This window comes from Kribbella solani (assembly GCF_014205295.1).
In the GTDB taxonomy this organism is placed as follows: Bacteria; Actinomycetota; Actinomycetes; order Propionibacteriales; family Kribbellaceae; genus Kribbella; species Kribbella solani.
Genome location: NZ_JACHNF010000001.1, coordinates 7636604 through 7654827 on the forward strand (window position 1 = coordinate 7636604; position 18224 = coordinate 7654827).

The following is an 18224-nucleotide window of genomic DNA, read 5'->3' on the forward strand; positions in this document are numbered from 1 at the left end:
CCCAAACCGGTTTGGGGAGCCCAGCAGCCCGTTTTGGGTGGGCATTCCGCCCCAAACCGGTTTGGGGCGGCGGGGGTAGGAGGGCGATCTGGCTGGCGTGTTCAGCGGCGGGGGGTGTTCGGGGGGATCTGGACCGCGTCGGTGTCCTCGCGGCCGCCGACGCGGGCGTGCACGGTCAGGGTGTTGGTGGCACCGGTCCCCGGCCAGGCGCTCCACTCCGAGTTGAACGGCTTCCGGTAGTCGTTCGTCGTACAGGTCGCGCGCCGGATGTCACTCGACCGCTCACAGGTCCACCCGGCGTTGCTCGACCAAAGGAAGAACAGGTTGCGGCCCCAGGAGATGTCCAGGGTCACCCGCTTCCCCTGCGCCCCGTTCACCTTCAGGAATCGGTTGTAGGCGTACGGATTCGGGTCGTCCTGCGGTTTCGGCGTGATGATCTGCAGTAGTGAGTCGTCCTGCCGGATCGCCGGTAGCACTTCGCTGTCGGTATCGCTGACCAGATCCGCCTGCGCGGTCACCGTGAACGTACGCGCCTTCGCCGGGGAGTCGTCCGGTACGTCGAAATCGGCCCGCAGCGGAGCGGGTCTGTCCGGGTTCAGTGCCGTGCAGGTCTTGGCCGAGACCGAGCACTTCCAGCCGGCCGGGTTCGCCGCGATCGGCCACTCCAGCGCCGCGCCGTAGCCGAGCTTCAACGTCACCTTGGCCCGGCCGGCGCGCGGGGCAACGGCCAGGATCAGGTGGTGTACGTCCGGGTCGGCGGCGCCGTCGAGGATCTTCAGCAGGTTCTCGTCGGTGCTTGCCTTCGGCTCCAAAGTCCGGGACGCGTAGTCGTACAGCCGGCCGGTCTTCGCGTTCACCGTGAAGGTCCGGTCGGTGACCGATCCGCCGGTCGGCGCGTCGAAGCTGACCGGGATCGGCCGCGGCGCGGTCGTGCTCGCCGCCGTACACGTTCCGGCCGCCTTGTCACAGGTCCAGCCGGCCGGGTTCCCACGGAACGGCCACTCCAGCTCGGCCCCGTACTTGAGCGAGATCACCACCGGATTCGTGTTCCCCGCCGGCGGCGTAATCGTCACCATGAACCGCAACGCAACCGCCGCCTGCCCACCGGCTCCAGCGGCCGTGCCGCCACCCGCCGCACTGCCATCAGCCGGCGGCACCGCCGCGCCAACGCCGCTCGCGGGCACCGCGGCACCGGGGTTGCCCGCAGGCACCGCCGCGCCGGCTCCCGGCCCGAACGCCGTGCCGCCCGGCGGCACCACACCACTACTGCCCGGCGGAAGTGCTGCACTTCCGCCGCCTGGCGGGATGCTGATTGTCACCATCCCCGGGTAGCGGATGGAGGTGGTCGGGGTCGGCTTCGGTGGGGTCGGCTTGGTCGGGACCGGTGTGGTCTGGGTCGCCGTCGGTTGCGTCGGCGCGGTGGTTGGTGCCGTTGTCGGCGCGCTGGTCGGCGCCGACGTCGGCTGGGTTGCCGGGGGCTTCACCGGCGGCTTGACCGGTGGTTTGACCGGCGGCGGCACCGAGGGCTTGCTCGGCGGCACCGGCGGTTTGCCCGGTGGTTGGGTCGGCTGCTGCGTCGGCGGCTTCGGCTGGTCGATCGCCGCCGGGGGAGTGTCCTTGCCGGTCAGCGCCATCGCGGCCAGCGCCGCCGCGACCGCGACAACGACCACGGTCCCGGCGCCGACAGCGGTCCGCGTGCTGTTCTCGGTGACCTTGCGCCACCCGGTGACGAAGAATCCGACCAGCCCGACCTTCGCGCCACCAGCCGCGGCCAGGTAGCCAAGACCCGCCGTGCCCAGCAGCGCCGGGGCAAGCAGCGCCGGCAGCGCACTGTTGACCTCGACGAGTTCCAGGTACACCGCGGTGCACTTGGCGCAGTCGTCCATGTGCTCCCGGACGTTGCGGTTCTCCCGCTTGGTCAGCCCACCGCGTACGTACGCGCCGAGCCGCTCGGTCGTCCAGCGGCAGCGGTCCCCGGCAACGTCGGCCAGGTGCTGCTGCAGGTACGCCTGCCGAAGCCCTTCCCGCGCCCGGTACGCCAGCGCGGAGACGCCGTTCGCGGTCAGGCCGAGCATCGGCGCGATCGCGGCCGGCTTCTCACCTTCGACCTCGGTGTGCCACAGCACCGCCTGCCAGCGTTCCGGCAGGCTGGCGAACGCCTTCGCCGCCGCGCCGCTCTCGAAGCCGGTGACGGTCGGATCGTCGAAACCTTCCGGCTCCCGCTCGTACGCGGCGATGTCGTCGGTGGTCTGCACCTTCATGCCGGACCGGATCCGGTCGACGTGCACCCGCCGGACCGTGGTCAGTAGATAGGCCCGGAACGAGATGTCGGGACCACCGCCGGCCCGGAGCGCGTCCAGCACCTTCGCGAACGCGTCGCTGGCCAGGTCGTCGGCGTCGTTGGCCGGGACCAGTTGACGGGCCATCCGCTCGGCCGCGTGATGGTGCCGCGCGTACAGCTCCCCGTACGCCTCCAGGTCGCCGTTGCGGACGCGCGCGATCAGCTCCGCGTCGCCCGGTACGTCCGGCCGGCCTTCCGGCGTCTCCATCCATCTCCCCCGTGGGTCTGTGACAACTCTCTGTGCGGCGACGTGACAGTCCGTCACTTCCTGCCGGAGACAAGGCTCCCACGTGCGACCGCGGAACGCATCTTTCCTGACGCGGAACTGTGCCTCTTTCCTGACGAGAACACCAGGCCCGAAGTTACGCCTGAAAAAAGTCCGGAAAAAGTTCCGCGAATCCGCGTCATGAACTTCGCGGCGGTCTGTCTCATCGGCGTACGACGCTTCCGGCCGACCGGTCGGGAGACTGACGGGACAACTGAGGAGGGCCATGTCGCTGTTCGCGGACATCCGCCGACGGTTCGACCTACGGCCCGGCAAATCGTCCCTGAACCTGGCGGGGTCGCCCGCCCGGATCGCGCCGGCGGCGTCGTACCCGGAACAACCGTGCGGGCGGAGGGAGCCGCACGGCACAGCTGGCACCGACCACAGCGCCTATCTCGCGATCGCCGAGGCGCTACGGGACGGAGCCGATGTCGTGCCTGCGTCGGACGAGGTCGGGCGCCGCTTGGCGGCCGACGGAGTCTCGCTGATGGAGGCACTTGATGGGCTGAGTGCGTTGTACCGCTCGATCGCCGGGGGCGAGCCGGCTTTCGCGGCGGTACGCGCACTCAGTTCCAGCTGGGCCGAGGCATCCCTCGTCTATCTGCACTCGCTGTCCTGCGAGGACCCGCTGACCGGGCTGTCCAGCCTGGCGCACCTGCGGTCCCGGCTGGGCGAGCTCTACCGAGAGGCGGAATTCCGTGGAACTTCCGTACCGCAAACCCATGCACTGGTGGTTGTCGAGCCGCTCAATCCGGCGGGCACCTCGCCGTTCGATCGCGAACTCCGGCTGGTCGACGTCGCGGAATGCCTGCGGATCGTCTTCTACGGGGGTGACGTACTGGGCCGCGTCGGCTCACACCGCGCGGCGGCGCTCGTCGGCCGCGAGCCGAACCTGCCGGAGCAGGTCGCGACGGTACGAGCCCTGATCACGCAGTGGCGGATCGACACCGACGTACCGCAGCTGGCCCGGATCTGGATCGAGGGCCTGCCCGGTAGCGACGCGATGGCCGGGAACCTGCTCGACGAGCTGACCAGGCCCTGAGAACTTGCGTCCGGACGCCTACAGGGGGGCGCCCGGGCGCATCAGTCCGGCGGCGGATCGCCTAACACGGGGTGGGCGATCCGCCGCCGCTTGATCTCACGGCACCACGACGACGACCGGGGCGTCCTTGCGGCAGGTCAGGCGGTGGCCGAGGGAGCCGGTCAGGCGGTGCCGGCGTTTCGCGGACCGGCCGACCACCACCAGGTGCGCGTCGACGTCGCGCGCGACCTCGGCCAGCGTGCCGATCGCGTCGCCGTACGCACTGACGAAACTGAACGGGATGCCGAGCTCGTCCGCCCGGATCAGCGCCTCGGTCTCGATCTCGCCGGCCATTTCCTGTCTGGTCGCCTGCGCGGCGGCATAGTCGTACGGAACACCGAGCGCGGCGGTCGGCTCGGCGAACGGCATCACGTACACGGCGACCAGCCGCCCGTGCGTCCGCCGGGCCTCGCCGGCTGCCCAGGCGAACGCGTCCCAACTGGTCGCGGAACCGTCCAGCCCGACCACGATCGCCGGCACCCCGGTGTTCTGGTGGTTGGGTACGCGGGTCCGCCGCGCTTCGGCGTCGTAGCTCATCTGGTCACCTCTTCGGCGGCGTACGGCCGTCCTGGCTCTCGTCGGCGAGCTCCATCAACCGGAGCAGCGCCGGCAGCGCGGCGTCGAGCGCCGCCGTGTCGTGGTCGTCGAGTTTGTCGATCAGCTCGGTCACCGTCAACGCTCCCGAGGCGCGCATCTCGCGTAACTGACGGCTGCCCGCGTCGGTGCCGGCCACCAGTACGACCCGGGCGTCGGCCGGATCGCGGCGGCGCTCGGCCAGGCCGAGATCCACCAGTTGGGTCACCAGCGCGGTCATCGACGGCTGGGTGACCTCCTCGCTGACGGCCAGGTCGGTCAGCCGCCGCGGGCCGGTGCGCTCCAGCGTGGACAGCACGGAGATGGCCGTCAGGCTCAGCGTCCGCGGCCGTCGCCGGATCGCCACGGCGGCCAGCCCGAAGAGGGCCTCGCCGACCGCGGCAGTACGAGTGCTCATGCGGCAAGTATAGGCCGATCTATATAGATTTGGTTATGCAAACCGCCACAACTGTCCGTGCGGGTGTCTAGGGTGGCTGTATGTGCGGTAGATATGCCTCCAGCCGGGCTCCGTCCGACCTCGTCGCCGAGTTCGAGATCGAGGCCGGGAACGTCCGCGAGTCGGTGGAAGAGCTCGGCGAGAACTACAACGTCGCGCCGACCAACCAGGTGATCGCGGTGGTCGAGCGGAAGAACCGCGAGCAGCCGGACACCACGGTCCGGAAGCTGACCACGGTCAAGTGGGGTCTGGTGCCCTCCTGGGCCAAGGACACCTCGATCGGGAATCGGCTGATCAACGCCCGGATGGAAACGGTCGCGGAGAAGCCCGCGTTCAAGAAGGCGTTCGCGACCAGGCGCTGCATCCTGCCCGCGGACGGGTACTACGAGTGGTACACGGCCGAGGAGAAGGTGAACGGCAAGCCGGTCAAACAGCCGTACTTCATCCATCCGCCGGACGGCAGCGTCCTGGCGATGGCCGGCCTGTACGAGATCTGGCGCGACAAGTCGGTCGAGGACCCGGACCGTGACGACGCCTGGCTGTGGACCTGCACCGTGCTCACCACCTCGTCCACCGACGACCTGGGCCGGATTCACGACCGGATGCCGCTCCTGGTCGAGCGCGAGCGGTACGACGCGTGGCTCGACCCGCTGTCCTCCGACCCGGACGACCTGCTCGAGTTGCTGGTCCCGGCCGCCCCGGGCCGCCTGGAGGCGTACGCGGTGTCGAAGGCGGTCAGTTCGGTGAAGAACAACGGGCCGCACCTGCTCGATCCGCTGCCGCCGGACGGCGAATCCGCGCCGGACGACGCGACCACCTTGTTCTGAACAGTTCGTTCGTGAGTTTCGTGCCCGGCGCTTCACCGGTGGTGATGACAGGATGGGGCGGGTGACGGACGAACGGATGGTGCGGACCCCGCACGGTGAGGCCCGGATCGTGGCGTACCGCGCGCGGCGCCCGGTGGCGACGCTGGCGCTCGGTCATGGGGCCGGCGCCGGGATCGAGTCCGGCGACCTCGCCGCCCTGGCCGCGCGGCTGCCGAAACAGGACATCAACGTGTTCCTGATCGAGCAGCCCTGGCGGCGGGCCGGCAAGAAACTCGCTCCGGCACCGAAGGTGCTCGACGAAGCCTGGATCGCCATCATCGGGCAGCTCCGGGTGCGTACGCCGCTGGTCCTCGGTGGCCGCAGCGCCGGCGCCCGGGTGGCCTGCCGGACCGCGAGCGGGCTGGGCGCGTCCGGCGTACTCGCGCTGTCCTTTCCGCTGCACGCGCCGGGGAAGCCGGAGAAGTCGCGGGTGTCCGAGCTGCAGAGCGCCGGGCTGCCGACGCTGGTGGTGCAGGGGGAGCGCGACCCGTTCGGTACGCCGGAGGAGTTCCCGCCGCTGACCGAGATGGCGGTCGTGCCGGACGCCGACCATTCCTTCAAGGTCCCGAAGCGGGCCGAGCTGGACCAGCAGGAGACGTACGACCTGCTGGTCGAAGCCGTGTTCGAATGGGTGGTCCGGGAAGTGTCCGGATAACGGCCGGGGCCGCCGGGAATGCCCCCGTGGCCGGGCGTGTTGTGACGAACATGATGGCGACGAGACAGGCTCCGGAGCGGGTTACCGGCAAGACCCCGGTATTCTCGATCCCGATGCCGACTCCCACCACGACCGAGACACCCGAGCAGCGCACCGCGCGGTTCGAGCGCGAAGCCCTGCCGTTCCTGGACCAGATGTACGCGGCGGCGATGCGGATGACCCGCAATCCGGCCGACGCCGAGGACTTGGTGCAGGACACCTTCGCGAAGGCGTACAGCTCGTTCCACCAGTTCACGCCGGGTACCAACCTGAAGGCGTGGCTGTACCGGATCCTGACGAACACCTTCATCAACGGGTACCGGAAACGGCAGCGGCAGCCCACCCAGTCGCCGACCGAGGAGATCGAGGACTGGCAGCTGACCGCCGCCGAGTCGCACACTCCCGGCGGACTGAAGTCGGCCGAGGCAGTCGCCCTCGAGCATCTACCTGATTCGGACGTGAAGAGCGCCCTGCAGGCCATCCCGGAGGACTTCCGGCTGGCCGTGTACCTCGCCGACGTCGAAGGTTTCGCGTACAAGGAGATCGCCGAGATCATGGGTACGCCGGTCGGCACCGTGATGTCCCGGTTGCACCGGGGCCGCCGCCAGTTGCGCGACCTGCTCGGCGACTACGCCCGGGACCGCGGCCTGATCCCGGCAACAGACGAAAGCACGGACGCGGCAGCGCCGGCCCCGGCCACGGCCGGCACCGACGGCGCCGCGGAGAAGGAGGAGTCGTGAGCTGCGGCGAGCCCCACGACACCGACTGCGGAGAGATCCTGCAGCGGGTCTACGTCTTCATCGACAACGAACTCGAGGACGCCAGCACCGAAGACATCCGCCGGCACCTCGAAGAGTGCGCCCCCTGCCTGGACGAATACGACCTGGAACGCTGCGTCAAAAAACTCGTCCACCGCTCCTGCGGCTCCGACCACGCCCCCGACGCCCTCCGCCAAAAAATCCTCCTCCGCCTAACCCAAATCCAAATAGACACCACAACCACCCGAACCGATTGACGGTGTTCGGACCGATTCAGATCGGGTTCGTGGCAAGGGTGTAGGTGTACGTTTCGCCGCGCTCGAGGAGCGTGGCGAGTTCGTCGGCAAAGCTCGCGTGAATAGGCGAACGGCCGGCCAGTAATGTCGCCGCCGTTCTGGCCTGATCGATCGCGTCCGAACGAGCTCCGGCCGCCGCGCTGATTCTCGCCAATTCGAGCAGCGCCCGGCCTTCGCGCGCGATGTCCTTGTCCCGCCGCGCGACCTCGACGCCCGCGGCGGCATGGCGGAGCCCGGTTTCGAAGTCGCCGCGGACGCCGAACGCGGAGGCAAGAGTCTGATGTGCCTCGCTCAGTCCGATCTGGTTCTGCGACCGCGCGGCCACCTCGAGACCACGCTGCGTCAGCCCGATCGCCTCCTCGAACCGGCCCGAGACCAGGTGCGAGAAGCCCGCGTTCACCAGGCGCTTGAACAGTGATCGCTGGTCCCCGGACTCTTCGCCGAGCCGGATGCCGCGATCGAAGGCCCGGTCCGCGCGCTGATGATCGCCGACCTGGTTGTACAGGCTGCCGACCGCGATGTAGGCAACGCCTTCCAAGGTGGTGTCGCCGAGCTCGTGACCCAGCTGCAGCGATCGGTTGCCGAACGCAAGGGCTTCGTCCAGTCGCCCGAGCTGGCTGAGAACGTAGGTAAGGGACGAACAGCAGCGGGACTGTCCGGAGAGATCCTGCTGTGCCTCGAACATGCTCAAGGCCCTGGAAAGCAAGGGAACCGCCGCCTCGAGGTCGCCGTTCTCGACCTCTGGGATAGCGGCGTCGTGCTGCAGCCAGGCAGCAGTCTCTGGCAGTCCCAGCTGCTCGGCACGGACGACCGCGTCGCGACCGAGCTCGTGCATCTCGAGCCAGCGACGCCGCGGCTCGTGATAGCCGAACATAGCCAGCGCGAGCTCGGGAAGCAGCGCCGTCAGGCGCAGCGAGGTGTCCAGCGCCTGCGCGGCCCGGTCCATCAGGTTGCGATGCTCACCGTCGAACCAGCGCATCGCCGACGCGCTGTCGGTGAACGAAGGCTTCGCGGTGGCCGGAGGACTGGCAAGCTTCAACCGGGGACTTGCCGGGTGGGTCAGTGCCTGGCAGGCCCAGCCGGCCGCGATGTAGAACCGCAGCACCCTTTCCAGGGCTCGTTCGCGCTCGGCCCGCGGGATGGTTTGCTCGGCGAGCTCCCGGCTGAACGCCCGGATCAGATCGTGGAAGCGGTACCGCTCCGGGGCGACGGACTCCAGCAGGTTCAGGTCGACAAGGCGTTCGAGGATCACGCCGGCCCGGCGGACCGGAATCTCCAGCAGCGCGGCGGTGACGTCCACGATCAGATCGGAGCCGTCCGGCACGGCGAGCAGTGGGAGCGCGCCGGCCGCCTGCCGGTCGAGCTCTCGATCGCTGGTCTCCAGGAAGCGTAAGGAACTGGCGATGCTTGCCCGCACGCTGGTCTCGTCGGAACCGAGGCCGTCGAGCCGGCTGGCCTCGTCCTCGAGCGCGTCGACGAGGTGCTGGATCGGCCAGGCCGGCCGGGACGCGAGCCGGCCGCCGACCAGACGGATGGCCAGCGGAAGCCGCCCGGAATAGGCCGCGAGCGTCCTGGCGGCGTCCGGCTCGGCGGCCACCCGGGCCGGGCCGACGACACCGGACAGGAGCTCGACGGACTCGGACTCCGACAAGGCGTCCAGCAGGATGTGCCGCGCACCCGGCAGGTTCACCAGCGAATCGCGGCTGGTGATGATCGCTGCCGAGCCCGCGCTGCCTGGAAGCAGCGGCAGGACTTGCGCGACGTCGCCGGCATTGTCCAGCAGGACGAGAACCCGGCGGCCGGCCAGCTGGGATCGCAGCAGGGCGGCGGCTTCCTCGATGTCGTCGGGAATCGACGCGACGGCGGAACCCAGCGAGCGCAGCAAATGCCGTTGGGCATCGGCCGTGGTCATCGGCGCGCCCGGGCCGTAGCCGCGCAGGTTGAGATAGAGATGGCCGTCCGGGTAACTGTCGGCCAACTTGTGCGCGGCCTGAACCGCCAGCGTGGTCTTGCCGATTCCGCCCATCCCGCTGACCGTGACCAGACCCACCGAGGTGCTGCCCACCCCGGCCGGAACGCGCAGCACCGAAAGGATCGCGTCGATCTGGGCCGCTCGACCGGTGAAGTCGCGCGTGGCCGGAGGTAGTTGCCACGGCGTCGGAACCGGATCACCCGCGGGCGCGGAGTCCTTGGTCGCCGCCGGCCGCGGCCGGCCACCCTTGCCGCGGGCAACGGACAGGAAGTCCTCGGCTTCGGTGCTGGTCAGGGCGAGGGCCTTGGTGAGGGAGCGGACGGTGTCCAGCCGGGGGCGGCTGCGGGTGCCGCGTTCGAGCACGCTGATCGCCTGCTCGCTCAGCCCGGCCTTCTCGGCAAGGGCCGCCTGGGTCAGACCGGCCCGGGTGCGGAACGCGCGCAACAGCTCGCTCAGGCTCACCGTGCTCAGCAGTCTCGCCTCCCCATGCATCGGAACCAGGCCGGATTCGGTCAGTGCCGGAAACCTCCGGGCCTAACTCTAGGGGGATCGACCGACAGCCGCCGGTAGTTATCCACAACGCCGCCGAACCACGCCACCGAATGGCCAACGATCGTTTGAAAGATAGCATTCAGTACGCGCGTGGAAACTCTCCGGATACAAGACCTCTGGAAAGCTGGTCTGCTGTAAAGCTGTGACCAAATCGCAAAGACCCCGGATTTCTCCGAGGTCCTCGCTGTCTGTAGCCGCCTGAGTCAGGCGTTGGGGCGCTTGCCGTGGTTCGCGCCCTTCTTCTTGCGTGCACGGCGCTTGCGGCCGGTCTTTCCCATTTCTAAGCCTCCTTGAAACAACTGCAAAGAGTCACAGTCTCTCATATTCGGTCCGACTTCGCCTGTCCAACGGCAGGTCACGGTCTGCCTTACAGTGTTTCGGCGCGGCTGGTCTGCGCAAAAATACTGAAGAGTCAGCGAGTGCTGTCTGCCCCCCTACGCCCTGTCGATCTACGGGGCGTAAGACTGTGAGCGCTGGACGGAGGTGCGACATGTTCGCCAACGGCTGGGACTGGTAGTCGGATCATGAACCTGCGGATCTGGAAATCCTGACCCTGCGATTGTTGGACGGAGGTAACACCATGCTTGATGGCGGTTGGGACTGGTAGTCCGATGACGCCCGTACAGGTAGCGTTGCGCACGTGAGCCGGCGGGTACTGCTTCAGATTGTAGTGGTCGTGACGTCGACCACCGCTCTGGTGATTCTGGGGTTCGCCGTCGCCTCCGCGCGAATCGATGCCCCCACTGTCTGCCTCGGTCTCCTGATGCTGGCCGGATCCGTGCTCCGGCCGCGCGTCGGGCAGATTTACCGGACCTCTCTCGATTATGTAGTGGTCATCGCGCTCTATCTCTTGTCCGGTGTGAGTTCGGCGATCCTGGTCTGCGCGGTCGGTGCGCTGGGTCAGGACCGGCGGCATCCGTTGCAGAAGAAGGTCTTCAACGGCGCGCAGTCGGTGATCTGTGCCGCGGCGGGTGGAGCGGTGTTCCACTTCGCGAACGGGCCGATCGGCGCCGACGTGTTGCTGCACCCGTGGTCCGCGATCTGGAGCACGACCGCGGCGAACGCCACCTGGCTGGTGGTGAATGCTTTGCTTCTGTGCGTCGTGCTCTCCGTCGAGCCCGGTGATCCGACCCCGATCGCGTTCCTGCGCAAGGTGGCGCTGCCGACGTCGCCTTCGCTGCTCGGCTACGGCCTCCTCGGCCTGCTGCTCGCGGTCGCCTGGCTGTCCGGCCTGAACTTCCTGTCCATTCTGCTGATCTTCATCCCGTTGTACGTCAGTCGCTGGGCGCTGTCCCAGTACGAGGCCGAGCGCCGCGCGCAGGCAGCGACGATGCGCGCCTTCATCCAGGTGATCGAGACCAAGGATCTCTACACCCGCGGCCACTCGGAGCGGGTGAGCGAAGGCGTCGGCATGCTCGGCCGGCACCTCCATCTTCCGGAGGACCGGCAGCAGGCACTCGAGCATGCCGGGCTGCTGCACGATGTCGGGAAGGTCGGGGTGCCGACCAGCATCATTCGTAAGCCGGGGCGGCTGGACGATTCGGAGATGGACGCGATCCGGTTGCACCCGGCGCGTGGGGTCGAGCTGATCGGGAACATCCCGTTCCTCGAAGAAGTGAAGTCGGCGGTGCTTCATCACCACGAGAAGTACGACGGCAGCGGGTACCCGGCCGGCTTGAGTGGGACCAACATCCCGTACTTCGCGCGGATCATCGGGATCGTCGATGCGTTCGACTCGCTGACGTCAACGCGGTCGTACCGGCCGGCCCGTGGAGTCGACGAGACGCTGGCCATTCTGCTGCACGACCGGAACACCCACTTCGACCCCGAGTTGGTGGATTCCTTCGTCGAGGTCATCCGGAACCGTGGCTGGAAGAGCGCGACCGATCAGCCCGCGCCCGACGGCTCCGTCGCCGCCCCGATCGACCACGACGACCTCAGCCTCGGCAGTGGCGGTGGCGCGTCCGGGTCAGCGGCAGGACCAGGCTGATGGCCGGCGGCGTGATGACCGAAGGGCTTGAGCTCCGCCGGATGGGCAGTGGCGTGGTCATCCTCGTGGCCGGGGTCGTGGTGGCCGTGATCGCGATCGCGATGACCGCCCGCCACGGAGTCACCGAATGGCCGTACGCGCTGTCCTTCGGAGTGCTGATCGCGGGTGGCGAGATGGTGCAGTTCCGGGTCGACCGAACCCGGAACCGGGCGCCGATCGCAACCAGCGCGGCGCTGGCCTACGCCGTGCTGCGCGGCCCGTCGCTCGAGTTCCCTCCGGACGTCGCGCAGGTCATCGCGGTCACCGCGGTCGCGACCGGTGCCGGGATTCTGCCCCGGGCCATCGCCGGGCTCTGGTGGGACGCCGTCGTGTCCTGCCGGCGTGGTATCTCGGTGGCGTGCGCCGCGGTGGTGTTCGCGGCACTGACCTCGCGGGACCTGCTCTGGACCGGGCGTTGGCAGGAAGGGATCTGGATCGCCGGCGCGATGCTGGCGGCGGTGCTGGCGGCCGGTATCACCGACGCCCTGATCGGCGCCGGGCAGGCGACCGAGCGGTACAACCGGCCGTTCCCCGCCGCGATGCGGGACGAGCTCGTGGTGCTGACCCGGATCGGCCTGGCGATGGGCATCACCGGCATGCTGCTGGCCGCCGCCACCTCGCTGATCGGTCTCTGGGGACCGCCGGTGGTGCTGGTGCCGTTGTTGCTTACGCAGTTTGCGTTTCGGCGGTATGCGTCGGCGCAGCGGACTTATCGGACTACGGTTCGGTCGATGGCTCGGAGTACGGAGATTGCCGGGTTCAGTAGTCCGGGGCAGAACGCGCGGACGGCGGCGCTGGCGGTGGCTGTGGGCAACGATCTGGGGTTGACGCCGGCGCGGATGGAGGCGCTGGAGTACGCGGCGTTGTTGTCGGGGGTCGGGCAGTTGGCGTTGGCGGATCCGAGTCCGGGTGGGGCGTCGTTGTTGCGTACGCGGGCGGAGCGGCAACGGGCGGCGGAGATCGGGGCGGCGGTGATCGAGCGGTCGGGGGTGCTGGATCATGTTGCGGAGATCGTGCGGCACTCCAACGATCCGTACCGGCAGGGGCGGGCGAACAATGCGGACATTCCGTTGGAGAGCGGGATCGTGAACGTCGCGCTGGCGTACGAGCAGTTGGTGGGGGAAGGGTCGGGGCAGTCGCCGGAGAAGGCGATGGAGTCGATCGGGCTGGGGATCGGGGCCGAGTACGACCCAGTGGTGGTCGAGTCACTACGCCGAATCGTCGGCCGCGGCTTCCGCTTCTGAACCCAGGCCAGAGCTTGTTGAACCCGGCAGTGCAGCTGGCGACGACAGGCCGGGTGACTGCTGTTCAGCACCGTCCACCGCTGGCCGTCGGCTGTGCCGACCAGCACGATCGCCCGAAGGGGTGGGGTCGTCGGGGTCGGCCGGGCGGTTGTCCGGGCCGGCTGAAGGGCGGTGGTCGGCCGGGGTGCTGGCGGTGCGGGGGTTGCCGTTGTTGGGCTGCTGGCCGGTGGTTAGTTGGCGGGTGGCTTGGGGGGAGAGGTGGAGGAGGGCGGGGGTGCCGGCGCAGGGTTCCAGGTGGGGCCAGGTGGGGGCGGTGGTGGTTGGTACGCGGCCGGAGGCGCCCATGCCCGTGTACAGGAGGAGGCCGGCGCCGGCGGCGATCAGTACGTCGCCGGGGCTGACGGCTTGGCCGACGTGGGGGAGCGCTACCGGGACCACGTCGCCCAGCCACGGGAGGATGGTTGCCGCGTGGGTGAGCTCGTGGCGGGGATCGGTGATCGCGGCGTTGCCGACGCCGGCGCGTTGCAGCGCGGCCAGTGAAACCGGCATCGCGCCGTTCAGCGCGACCACCAGGGCGTTCGCGAAGAAGCCGACGGCCAGCAGCCCGACGCCGGGGTGCCGGAGGTTGAGGCGGAGGAAGACCGCGATGCAGACCGCCGACCCGATCAGCCCGACCGGGTACGCGTTTCCGCCGAGGAGTGAACCGAGCAACTGGCCGATCGCCGCGGCGGCGAGCCAGTGCACGCCGGTCAGGGAATTGCTGCCGAGCTGTCCGAACCGGCCGCCGGTCGCGAGCGCCACCCCGGCGGCGAGCACCATGACGAGGAGGACCAGCAGCACGGTGTGATTCTGCCGAATCAGGAGCCCGAAACCGGGCAAGCTGCTGTCGCAGCGTGTCGACGCAGCCGCAAAAAGTCACCCACCCGCCGCCCTGCCGCCCGTCCATGTCAGCGGTGAACCACTGAAACCGCCGGCGTCGCCGCCCGTCCATCTCAGCGGTGAACCACTGAAACCGCCGCCCTGCCGCCCGTCCCATTTCAGGGGTTAACCATTGAGGTTGCCCGTTCACCCCGCGCATGCGGGAGGTGAACGGGCCGTTTGAGAGGTGAACCTCTCAAACGGCCCGCGGGGGGCAGGGTCAGGGTTTGGCGGGGGCGGGGCCTTCGGTGATGACGTCGGCCACGCCGGGGTCGCCGCGGTCGGCGGTGTAGTCGGACGGGTGGGTGGTGTCCTGCCCGTCCGGTACCTTCAGCGCCCGGAAGACGATCGTCAGCACGATCACCACCAGCAGGTTCAGTACGAAAGCGGTCAGCGCGATGTACGCCTGCGTGTCGGTGAACGGAATCTTCGCCAGCGATCCGCCGAAGTGTTTCCCGGTCGCCGGGTTCACCACGTTGTACGCGGACAGGGTGCCGAACAGCATCGCCACCGCCCAGCCGGCCAGCAACGCGTACCGGTGGAACCAGCGGGTGTACAACCCGACCACGATCGCCGGGAACGTCTGCAGAATCCAGATCCCGCCGAGCAACTGCAGGTTCAGCGCGATCGTCTTGTCCATCCCCAGTACGAACACCAGCGCGCCGACCTTCACCAGCAGCGACGCGAGCTTGGAGACCTTCGCCTCCTGCGCCGGGGTCGCCGACGGCTTGATGAACGCGCGGTAGATGTTGCGGGTGAACAGGTTGGCGGCGGCGATCGACATGATCGCCGCCGGGACCAGCGCGCCGACCGCGATCGCCGCGAACGCGATCCCGGCGAACCAGGACGGGAACTCCTGATCGAACAGCCGCGGGATCGCCAGCTGCGGATTCGCCAGCCCGTCCAGGCCCTTCACGTTCACGTTCGCCTTGATCGCCATGAAGCCGAGCAGCGCAAGCAGACCGAGCAGCAGCGAGTACGCGGGCAGGATCGCCGCGTTCCGGCGAACCACGTTGCGCGTCTTCGTCGACAGTACGGCGGTCACCGAGTGCGGGTACATGAACAGCGCCATCGCGGAGCCCAGCCCCAGTGTCCAGTACGAAACGTAGCCCGCGTCGCCCGGGATGAACGAACCGGTGGGCTTCCCGGTCGCCGGGTTCGGCTTGCTCATCTTCTCCTGGGCCGCGCTGAAGATGCCGTCCCAGCCGCCGAGCACGTGCGGCAGGTAGAAGATCGCGACCAGGATGACCACGTAGATCAGGAAGTCCTTGACGAACGCGATCATCGCGGGCGCGCGTAACCCCGAGGAGTACGTGTACGCGGCGAGCACGGCGAACGCGATCAGCAGCGGCAGGTCCTTGGCGAGCGTGTTGTTGCCGCCGAGCCCCATCGTCTCGAAGACCGCCTGCATACCGACCAGCTGCAGCGCGATGTACGGCATCAGGGCCAGGATGCCCGTGACCGCGACCGCCAGCGAGAGCAGCTTGCTCCCGTACCGCCCGCTGACGAAGTCCGCCGGCGTCACGTACCCGTGCCGGTGCGAGACCGACCACAGCCGGGCCATGAAGATGAAGACGATCGGGTACGCCACGATCGTGTACGGCACCGCGAAGAAGCCGCTGATCGCACCGGTCGCGTACATCGCCGCCGGTACCGCGATGAACGTGTACGCCGTGTACAGGTCGCCACCGAGCAGGAACCAGGTGATGAACGTACCGAACCCGCGCCCGCCCAGACCCCACTCGTCCAGGTTGTCGAGGTGGCCGTTGCTGCGCCAGCGCGCGGCCAGGAAGCCCATCACGGTGACGGCGGCGAAGATCACCACCACGATGGTCAGCTGGATCCAGTCGACCTTGGTGTTCACTGGCCGTCCTCCTTCTCGGCGTCGCCGAGGCCCTGCGCCGCCCGGCGCTTACGCTCCTCGGCGCGGACCAGCCGGTAGCTGATGCTGACCAGGATCGCGGACAGGAACACCCAGAGCAGCTGGTACCAGTAGAAGAACGGGAAGCCCCACAGATGCGGGTCCTTCTTGGCGTACGTCGGCACCAGCAGCGGCACGACGACAGCCGCCGTCAGTAGTACACCGGAGATCCAGTACGCGGGTTTGATCGCGGACAATCGGGACACTGCAAACCTCCTCTGGACAACAGGCGCAACCGAGCACAGTACCGTTCGACCGGACTGTCCTCCAGACCATCAGGTTGGTGCATGGATAACGAAAAGGCATGGTTCGTACGGCGCGTCGTGCTGTCCGTGCTGTTCCTGGTCGCGGTCGCCGTGCCGCTGTACCCGGAGCTGTTCGGTCTGGATGAGGTGACCCCGTTCCCGCAACTCGTGGCGTACCGTCCGCAGGGCCTGGTCGTACTGCTGGTGCTGGCGTTGCTGATGCTCGTACGCCGTGGTTGGCGGATCGCCGCGGCACTGGCAGCCGTACTGGCCCTGGTAGGTGGTGCACTGGTCGCGCCACGGCACTTCTCGCATGCACGGCAAGCACCGGCCGATGCACGGCAACTGACCATCATGGTTGCCAACGTGCTCGGCGGTGGCGCGAATGCTGCTGACGTAGCGCAACTGATCCGGGACCGGAAGCCGGATCTGGTTTCGTTGCCGGAGGCACAGGTCGACGTACGCGAGCAGATCAACGCACTGCTGCAGGACCAGCAGTACAAGGGCTACACCGCGCAGCCGGGCTCTGCGGTCGAGAGCGCGACCAGTGTGCTCGTGGCACCGTCACTCGGCCCGGTCACCTTCGCCTCTGATCCGGGTACGACGCTGGGGAATGTTGTAGTGACCGGTGGGACGCTCGCTGGTGTCAGGCTGATCGCGTACCACGGGTACCCGCCGCTGACTGACGGCGTGATGACCTGGAAGCACGATCTGCAAGCCGTACGGCACTGGTGTTCCGAGGACCCGGCGACGATCGTTGCTGGTGATTTCAACGCGACGGTTGACCACGCCGACTTCCGGCAAGCGCTGGGTGGCTACTGCCGCAGTGTGGGTCCAACAGTTGGCGGTGGCCTGCAGGGGACCTGGCCGGCCGACCAGCCGGCCGTACTGCGCACCCAGATCGACCACGTGGTCGTGACGAGGCAGCTCCAGCCAGAACGGTTCACCACGTACCCGATCCGGGGTACTGACCACCGGGCGGTTGTCGCGACGGTCGCCGTTCTTCGTTAAGCCTGCGGATGCGCCGGCCGGTAGATGTACGGCTGGGAGGACTGCACTGCCTCGGTGAGCATCAGCAGGAGGTCGGCGCGGGCCTCGATCGGGCGGCCGAACAACTCGTCGTCACCGGGGATCGGGAAGCCCTTCACACCGATCGCCAGCTGGCTCAGCAGCACGTGCAGGACACCGCGGGCGTTGAACACGTTCGGGGTCGGCCACTCCGGCAGGGTCTCGTGCATCAGCGGCTGCTGGCCCGCGGTGGCGGCGACCGGCTTCAGCCAGCGTTCCAGCTCGTCGCTGGTCAGCATGTTGCGGTGCAGGATGGTCATCACCGCGTGCGCGACCCGGTCGTGCTCCTCGTGCACCCAGCGGTACGGGGTGTCCTTGACGATCCGGTCGGCGAGCACGTCGAGCAGCGCGCGCAGTACACCGGCGTCGCAGTGCCGGGACCGCGCCAGCGCGCCGATCGCGTCGGCGCCGTGGGCAACGGCATGCGCCCAGCCGCAGTCCGCGACGTACCCGCGCAGGTCGCGCTCGCGCAGCAGCCAGGTGGCCAGCCGGTCGCCCCAGCGCATCACCACCTCGTCGTGGACGAGGAACTCGGCGTTGTCGCGGTGGATCACCTCCGCCAGCGTCAGCGCGGTGAACGAGCGCCGGAAGACCGAATCGGTGCCGTCCTCCCCCAGGCCGTAGTTCAGTCCGGCGCACAGGCCGTCGCCGAAACCGGGCAGCAGGTCGTCGTACACGCCGCGTTCCAGCCAGGTGGCCAGGGTCGGGTAGGCCAGCGCGTCCCGCACCCGCGGGTCGGTACTGGCCAGGTCGCGGACCAGCTCCTCGGTGAGTTCGGTCAGCGTACGGTCGTGCGGTACCGCGTAGTCCGCGGCCATCACGTCCTGCCAGTACGTCGACTCCACCCGAGCATCCTTTCACTTGTGCCTGACCAATCAACACCCACACACACCCCGTTGTCGAGCGAACCACTCGGAGTGCTGGTATAAGGCTCTAGATACCAT

At 68.5% G+C, this 18224-nt stretch carries 17 protein-coding genes; 8 read left to right on the forward strand and 9 right to left on the reverse strand.

The features are described 5' to 3' along the window. Positions 1–101: 101 nt before the first annotated feature. Complete coding sequence (locus HDA44_RS35460) at positions 102–2549, reverse strand: sigma-70 family RNA polymerase sigma factor (protein ID WP_184842170.1); 2448 nt, start codon at positions 2547–2549, stop codon at positions 102–104. Positions 2550–2832: 283 nt separating this feature from the next. On the opposite strand from HDA44_RS35460, the gene HDA44_RS35465 reads away from it, so the two are divergent. Continuing rightward, the gene (locus HDA44_RS35465; RefSeq protein ID WP_184842173.1) at positions 2833–3648 is read left to right on the forward strand and encodes a hypothetical protein; all 816 of its coding nucleotides are present in this window, start codon (positions 2833–2835) and stop codon (positions 3646–3648) included. A gap of 96 nt (positions 3649–3744) precedes the next feature. Here HDA44_RS35465 and HDA44_RS35470 read toward each other — a convergent pair whose 3' ends face one another. Together HDA44_RS35470 and HDA44_RS35475 are read right to left on the reverse strand one after the other, a co-directional pair. Beyond that, a complete protein-coding gene (locus HDA44_RS35470) occupies positions 3745–4224 on the reverse strand; it encodes a universal stress protein (RefSeq protein WP_184842176.1) in 480 nt (159 codons plus the stop codon). A gap of 4 nt (positions 4225–4228) precedes the next feature. Then, on the reverse strand, positions 4229–4678 hold the full coding sequence (locus HDA44_RS35475; protein WP_238352623.1) for a MarR family winged helix-turn-helix transcriptional regulator: 450 nt from the start codon (positions 4676–4678) through the stop codon (positions 4229–4231). A gap of 80 nt (positions 4679–4758) precedes the next feature. On the opposite strand from HDA44_RS35475, the gene HDA44_RS35480 reads away from it, so the two are divergent. Genes HDA44_RS35480 through rsrA form a run of 4 tightly spaced genes read left to right on the forward strand, consistent with a single transcriptional unit; the run spans position 4759 to position 7292 of the window. Continuing rightward, positions 4759–5544, forward strand: a complete 786-nt coding sequence (locus tag HDA44_RS35480; protein WP_184842179.1) for an SOS response-associated peptidase — start codon at positions 4759–4761, stop codon at positions 5542–5544. 52 nt (positions 5545–5596) lie between these two features. After that, positions 5597–6238, forward strand: a complete 642-nt coding sequence (locus HDA44_RS35485) for an alpha/beta hydrolase family protein (RefSeq protein ID WP_184842182.1) — start codon at positions 5597–5599, stop codon at positions 6236–6238. A 53-nt stretch (positions 6239–6291) separates the two neighbouring features. Continuing rightward, complete coding sequence (locus tag HDA44_RS35490; protein WP_420488561.1) at positions 6292–7017, forward strand: sigma-70 family RNA polymerase sigma factor; 726 nt, start codon at positions 6292–6294, stop codon at positions 7015–7017. After that, positions 7014–7292 carry a mycothiol system anti-sigma-R factor gene (gene rsrA, locus HDA44_RS35495; RefSeq protein WP_184842188.1) on the forward strand — a complete coding sequence of 93 codons (279 nt, stop codon included), beginning with the start codon at positions 7014–7016 and terminating at the stop codon, positions 7290–7292. The genes HDA44_RS35490 and rsrA overlap by 4 nt, the downstream gene beginning before the upstream one ends. Positions 7293–7308: 16 nt before the next feature. Here rsrA and HDA44_RS35500 read toward each other — a convergent pair whose 3' ends face one another. Together HDA44_RS35500 and HDA44_RS39070 are read right to left on the reverse strand one after the other, a co-directional pair. Beyond that, complete coding sequence (locus HDA44_RS35500) at positions 7309–9765, reverse strand: helix-turn-helix domain-containing protein (RefSeq protein WP_184842191.1); 2457 nt, start codon at positions 9763–9765, stop codon at positions 7309–7311. Between the two features lie 293 nt (positions 9766–10058). Beyond that, on the reverse strand, positions 10059–10133 hold the full coding sequence (locus HDA44_RS39070; RefSeq protein WP_369759046.1) for a 50S ribosomal protein bL37: 75 nt from the start codon (positions 10131–10133) through the stop codon (positions 10059–10061). A gap of 398 nt (positions 10134–10531) precedes the next feature. Between HDA44_RS39070 and HDA44_RS35505 the strand changes: the two genes are divergently transcribed. Together HDA44_RS35505 and HDA44_RS35510 are read left to right on the forward strand one after the other, a co-directional pair. Beyond that, positions 10532–11845 carry an HD-GYP domain-containing protein gene (locus HDA44_RS35505; protein WP_337906791.1) on the forward strand — a complete coding sequence of 438 codons (1314 nt, stop codon included), beginning with the start codon at positions 10532–10534 and terminating at the stop codon, positions 11843–11845. Beyond that, a complete protein-coding gene (locus tag HDA44_RS35510) occupies positions 11845–13128 on the forward strand; it encodes an HD-GYP domain-containing protein (RefSeq protein ID WP_238352624.1) in 1284 nt (427 codons plus the stop codon). Before HDA44_RS35505 ends, HDA44_RS35510 begins: the two co-directional genes overlap by 1 nt. Here HDA44_RS35510 and HDA44_RS38340 read toward each other — a convergent pair. The 3 genes from HDA44_RS38340 to HDA44_RS35525 all read right to left on the reverse strand — a co-directional run bounded on the left by HDA44_RS38340 (position 13093) and on the right by HDA44_RS35525 (position 16173). Beyond that, positions 13093–13968: a DUF5317 domain-containing protein gene (locus tag HDA44_RS38340; RefSeq protein ID WP_337906792.1), complete on the reverse strand. Its 876-nt coding sequence runs from the start codon at positions 13966–13968 to the stop codon at positions 13093–13095. The genes HDA44_RS35510 and HDA44_RS38340 overlap by 36 nt on opposite strands. 298 nt (positions 13969–14266) lie before the next feature. Then, the gene (gene mctP / locus HDA44_RS35520; protein ID WP_184844807.1) at positions 14267–15844 is read right to left on the reverse strand and encodes a monocarboxylate uptake permease MctP; all 1578 of its coding nucleotides are present in this window, start codon (positions 15842–15844) and stop codon (positions 14267–14269) included. A gap of 62 nt (positions 15845–15906) precedes the next feature. Beyond that, entirely contained in the window at positions 15907–16173 is a 267-nt protein-coding gene (locus tag HDA44_RS35525; protein ID WP_184842194.1) for a DUF3311 domain-containing protein, read from the reverse strand. An 81-nt stretch (positions 16174–16254) separates the two neighbouring features. Between HDA44_RS35525 and HDA44_RS35530 the strand changes: the two genes are divergently transcribed. Next, on the forward strand, positions 16255–17223 hold the full coding sequence (locus HDA44_RS35530) for an endonuclease/exonuclease/phosphatase family protein (RefSeq protein WP_184842198.1): 969 nt from the start codon (positions 16255–16257) through the stop codon (positions 17221–17223). Here the strand turns inward: HDA44_RS35530 and HDA44_RS35535 are convergent. Further along, complete coding sequence (locus tag HDA44_RS35535; RefSeq protein ID WP_184842201.1) at positions 17220–18125, reverse strand: DUF2785 domain-containing protein; 906 nt, start codon at positions 18123–18125, stop codon at positions 17220–17222. The genes HDA44_RS35530 and HDA44_RS35535 overlap by 4 nt on opposite strands. Between the last annotated feature and the right edge of the window lie 99 nt (positions 18126–18224).

Bases quoted from the DNA above. Each gene is read 5' to 3' on its own strand.
- HDA44_RS35460 (WP_184842170.1), bottom strand. From the start codon at position 2,549: ATGGAGACGCCGGAAGGCCGGCCGGACGTACCGGGCGACGCGGAGCTG.
- HDA44_RS35465 (WP_184842173.1), top strand. From the start codon at position 2,833: ATGTCGCTGTTCGCGGACATCCGCCGACGGTTCGACCTACGGCCCGGC.
- HDA44_RS35470 (WP_184842176.1), bottom strand. From the start codon at position 4,224: ATGAGCTACGACGCCGAAGCGCGGCGGACCCGCGTACCCAACCACCAG.
- HDA44_RS35475 (WP_238352623.1), bottom strand. From the start codon at position 4,678: ATGAGCACTCGTACTGCCGCGGTCGGCGAGGCCCTCTTCGGGCTGGCC.
- HDA44_RS35480 (WP_184842179.1), top strand. From the start codon at position 4,759: ATGTGCGGTAGATATGCCTCCAGCCGGGCTCCGTCCGACCTCGTCGCC.
- HDA44_RS35485 (WP_184842182.1), top strand. From the start codon at position 5,597: ATGGGGCGGGTGACGGACGAACGGATGGTGCGGACCCCGCACGGTGAG.
- HDA44_RS35490 (WP_420488561.1), top strand. From the start codon at position 6,292: ATGGCGACGAGACAGGCTCCGGAGCGGGTTACCGGCAAGACCCCGGTA.
- HDA44_RS35510 (WP_238352624.1), top strand. From the start codon at position 11,845: ATGGCCGGCGGCGTGATGACCGAAGGGCTTGAGCTCCGCCGGATGGGC.
- mctP (WP_184844807.1), bottom strand. From the start codon at position 15,844: ATGGGCTTCCTGGCCGCGCGCTGGCGCAGCAACGGCCACCTCGACAAC.
- HDA44_RS35530 (WP_184842198.1), top strand. From the start codon at position 16,255: ATGGATAACGAAAAGGCATGGTTCGTACGGCGCGTCGTGCTGTCCGTG.